The organism is Mesorhizobium sp. M1A.F.Ca.IN.020.06.1.1, assembly GCF_004023265.1.
GTDB lineage: Bacteria > Pseudomonadota > Alphaproteobacteria > Rhizobiales > Rhizobiaceae > Mesorhizobium.
Map to the genome: position 1 here is coordinate 1 of NZ_RZSR01000606.1, position 3,702 is coordinate 3,702.

Below are 3,702 nucleotides of genomic sequence, written 5' to 3' on the forward strand. Positions count from 1 at the left end.
GGCACGCCCGCATCAGGGTCGCCGAACTGCTCGATTCCGATGGCGATGGCATCGACATCGTCGTCGGTTATTCCAACCGCGAGGCGGGAGGCGCGAGCGCGCGTCATCTGGTCTCGCGCGGCTATCGGCGCATCGGCTATGTGGGCCACGATCTCAGCCGCGATCTGCGCGCCGCCAAACGGTTCGCCGGATTTCGCTCGGCGCTCGCAGAGGCAGGCCTTGAAGTCGCCGCGGAAGAAATCATTCCCTCATCTTCGTCGATCGAGGCCGGGCGCGAGGGTCTCGGCCGGCTGCTCGGGCGCGCCCCCAATCTCGATGCCGTCTATTTCTCTAACGACGACATGGCGATTGGCGGTTATTTCCATTGCCTTGCCCGCGGCATCGCCATCCCCGGCCGGTTGGCGATTTTCGGCTATAACGGCCTGGACGTCGCCCGCGCGGCGCCGCAACCGCTTTCCACCATCCGGACGCCACGCGTCGCGGTCGGAGAGACCGGCGCCCGGCTGGTCTGCTCCGACGGGCCGCCGACGAAGATCGATCTCGGGTTCGAACTGATCGAGGGAGCCACAACATGAGCGAGGCCAAACTTCGCGAAGAGATATGCCGCTTCGGCCGTTCCCTATTCGAGCGCGGGCTGACACCGGGATCATCGGGCAATATCAGTCTGCGGCTCGATGACGGCGGCTGGCTTGTGACGCCGACCAACGCATCGCTGGGCTTTCTCGATCCGGCTCGCCTTGCCAGGCTCGATGCGCAAGGGCGGCTCGTCGCGGGCGATGCGCCGACCAAGGAAATCCCCCTGCATACCGCCCTCTACGAGACGCGGGCAGCAGCGCGTGCGATTGTGCACCTGCACTCAACCCATGCGGTGGCCGTCACCATGCTTCCCGAGATCGATCCCAAGTCGGTCCTGCCGCCAATGACGCCGTACTATCTCATGCGCGCCGGACAGACGGCTTTGGTGCCATATTTCCGTCCCGGAGACCCTGCGGTAGCCGATGCAATCAAAGGGCTCGCTGGACGCTACTCTTCGGTGCTGCTCGCCAACCATGGTCCCGTTGTCGCGGGCGAGACGCTCGAGGCAGCGGTATTCGCTACCGAAGAGCTGGAGGAAACGGCAAAGCTCTATCTGCTTCTGCGCGGCCTCAACCCCCGCTATCTGTCACCGGAGCAGGTCAGCGACCTGGTGCGGACTTTTGGGCTTTCGCTGCAGGAGCATGGTGCGCACGACCACTGAGACCCGATTTCGACCTTCGTGAGGCGCTCCTGGATTGCATAGGTTGGGGGGTATTACCTGAGCATGTTGCTAAGGGCGTGCGCTTGTTGAAGATGTCCTGACGGCCTGCAGCCTTACGAGATACAGGGCTGGCCGCTACCGAGTTGCGGTCGAGATTGCTTGTCTCCACGCGCCGTTCGGCACTAGACGTTCCGGCGGCGGGCGGACATTCGCCCCGGACCGTCGCTGTCTATCGGTCGCGTTGCGGTCAGGCCGGCTTCGATGGACCTGAGAAGCTCAAGCGCGGCATTGAGCTTGCGTGTGTCGCCGCCGGCGGCCTCGGATACGGCAGTTGCCCACTCCTTGCGCACCAGGGCGTAATTGTGGGCTCCCCGCCGGGTGCGATGGACGCTGACGCCCCGGCGATCTTGCGGGTCGACATGGCGCTCGATCAGCCCCTTGCCTTCCAGGTCGCGCAGCACGGTGGAAACATTGGTGCGCTGCAGCCCGGTCGCCGTCGCGATCTGGCTGGGCGTTGCGGAAGCGTGCGCAACCAGGTGGCGCATCACCATGCCCTCCGATTGTGACAGCGACAGCGCTCTCTCGTCCCTGTAACCGCGAAACTGAATCTCACGGGCAATGATGAGGATGAGGTCGGCCAGGTCCTCCCAGCGAACAGCCGGGGGAGCTTTGCGTGCGGATGATTCCGGGTCGGTTTCCATAGGGCGGAGTTTACAGACCTCAAGATCTCCTTGCGCTTTACGGCACCGACGAGCCGCTTCCGCAACGGAGGCTTCTTGCCGCCGGACCGCTGACCGCCGTTCTCGAGGACGGCAATCTGCGGACGATCTGTTTTGCCGGCGTGGAGGTGGTTCGGGCGATCAACTATCTTGCGCGCGATGCGTCCTGGGGGACTTACAAGGCCGAACTGTCCAACATGCGCATTTCCGAGGACGGCACGTCGTTCGAGCTTCGCTATGACGGACTCTGCGCCGGCCCGCAGGGACGTTTCGCCTATCGCATGAAGATTCGTGGCGACGCTTCGGGCGAGCTGACCTTGCAAGCGGATGGCGTGGCGCTCACCGATTTTCCCACCAACCGCACCGGTTTCGTGGTGCTTCATCCTTCAGAGGCGGCGGGCAAAAGGCTGACCATCCGGCATAGCGACGGAAGCATCGAGGAGACGACATTTCCCAAATTGATCAGCCCGGACCAGCCTGCCTTCGACATTTCAGCGCTGACGCACGAGCCAGCACCCGGCCTGGTCTGCGCCGTCGCCATGGAAGGCGATGCCTTCGAGATGGAGGACCAGCGCAACTGGACGGACGCCTCGTTCAAGACTTATGTGCGGCCGCTCTCAAAGCCCCGACCTTATGTCATCGGCAAAGGTGTGAAGGACATACAGCGCGTCACGGTTTCCGTGCGCGCCGAGACATCGGCGCCTGGACCGGCTATCAGCAGTCCAGCAACCCTGACCCTTGGCGGACCTGCCGGGCGGATGTCGTCGATAGCGCTGTTCGTCGATCCCGACCAACTGCCGGCAGCCATCGCCGGCGCGGCTTCGCTTGGCCCGGTGCCGGAGATCATACTGCGCTTCGACAGCGCGCGCGGGCATGATCAACGCGTGCTGGAAAAGGCGGCCGAGCTTGCGAACGCGCTTGGCGGCGGGCTGGCGGTCGAGGCGATCTTTGATGCGATCCACCCCGGGGTCGAGGCCCAGGGTCTTGCAGCTATGGTTCGCTTGGCGGGCGTCGAACCGAGCGCCATTCTGGTTTCACCACGGCGCGAATTCAAGACACGCCCCTCGAACCATTTGCCGAACGGTGAGCGACCGATTGACGAGATCGTGCAGGCATTGCGGGCTGTCGGTCTCGCTTGTCCGATTGGGGCTGGTACGCCCTCCCTATTCACCGAATTCAACCGCAACCCGCCGACCGACGATGCGGATTTCGTCTTCTTCGGCAACAGCGCCATCGTGCATGCCGCCGATGAGCAGTCGGTCATGGAAACCCTGACCGTTTATCCTGCAGTCATGGAGACAGCACGGCAATTGTGTCCCGGAAAGCCGATCTGGCTTGGGCCTTGCACGATCGGCTTGCGGCACAATCCCTATGGTGAGGCGGTCGCAGCCAATCCCGGAAATACCCGGGTGCCCGCCGCCGGCACCGACCCGCGTCAGCGGGCATTGTTCGGTGCCGCCTTTGCCGTCGGCGTCGCGGCCCGGGCCGCTGAGACCGCCGCCGAGCGGTTGATATTGGCAGCACCGACTGGCCCCTTCGGTCTCTTGAACGAGGACGGCTCCCGACGACCTTTGCAAGCCGTCCATGCCCAAATCGCTGAGGCCGCCGGCGTCGAACGCTATCGGATTTCGAGTGATTGGCCAGGCATGGCAGCAATTGCCTTTCGTCGCGGCAACACGATCCGCGTGCTGGCGGCCAACCTGACCCCCGTGCCGATCGACATAGCGCTATCCTCGGATGCTAAAC

At 63.9% G+C, this 3,702-nt stretch carries 4 protein-coding genes; 3 read left to right on the forward strand and 1 reads right to left on the reverse strand.

What is annotated here, in order from left to right; all coding sequences use genetic code 11:
• Positions 1 to 575 (forward strand): substrate-binding domain-containing protein (locus EOA60_RS23290; RefSeq protein WP_164899482.1); only part of this gene is annotated, 575 nt, incomplete at its 5' end.
• Entirely contained in the window at positions 572 to 1,237 is a 666-nt protein-coding gene (locus EOA60_RS23295; RefSeq protein ID WP_095826166.1) for an aldolase, read from the forward strand. The genes EOA60_RS23290 and EOA60_RS23295, both read left to right, overlap by 4 nt.
• Before the next feature lie 182 nt (positions 1,238 to 1,419).
• Here EOA60_RS23295 and EOA60_RS23300 read toward each other — a convergent pair whose 3' ends face one another.
• Entirely contained in the window at positions 1,420 to 1,938 is a 519-nt protein-coding gene (locus tag EOA60_RS23300; protein ID WP_095826167.1) for a MarR family transcriptional regulator, read from the reverse strand.
• A gap of 146 nt (positions 1,939 to 2,084) precedes the next feature.
• Between EOA60_RS23300 and EOA60_RS23305 the strand changes: the two genes are divergently transcribed.
• On the forward strand, positions 2,085 to 3,702 hold a 1,618-nt coding region (locus tag EOA60_RS23305; protein ID WP_206628206.1), incomplete at its 3' end, for a hypothetical protein.